The sequence below is a fragment of the Priestia aryabhattai genome, assembly GCF_023715685.1.
Lineage (GTDB): Bacteria > Bacillota > Bacilli > Bacillales > Bacillaceae_H > Priestia > Priestia aryabhattai_B.
Genome location: NZ_JAMBOQ010000118.1, coordinates 1 through 255, shown reverse-complemented (window position 1 = coordinate 255; position 255 = coordinate 1). Strand labels below are relative to the sequence as shown.

The following is a 255-nucleotide window of genomic DNA, read 5'->3' as shown; positions in this document are numbered from 1 at the left end:
GAGGCGACCGCCCCAGTCAAACTGCCCACCTGACACTGTCTCCCGGCCCGATTAGGGCCGCGGGTTAGAATTTCAATACAGCCAGGGTAGTATCCCACCGACGCCTCCACCGAAGCTAGCGCTCCGGTTTCTCAGGCTCCTACCTATCCTGTACAAGCTGTACCAAAATTCAATATCAGGCTACAGTAAAGCTCCACGGGGTCTTTCCGTCCTGTCGCGGGTAACCTGCATCTTCACAGGTACTATAATTTCACC

1 rRNA gene is annotated in these 255 nt (G+C 54.9%); it reads right to left on the bottom strand.

From position 1 onward, the window contains the following. A 23S ribosomal RNA gene (locus M3225_RS29295) occupies window positions 1-255 on the bottom strand; the annotation flags it as partial.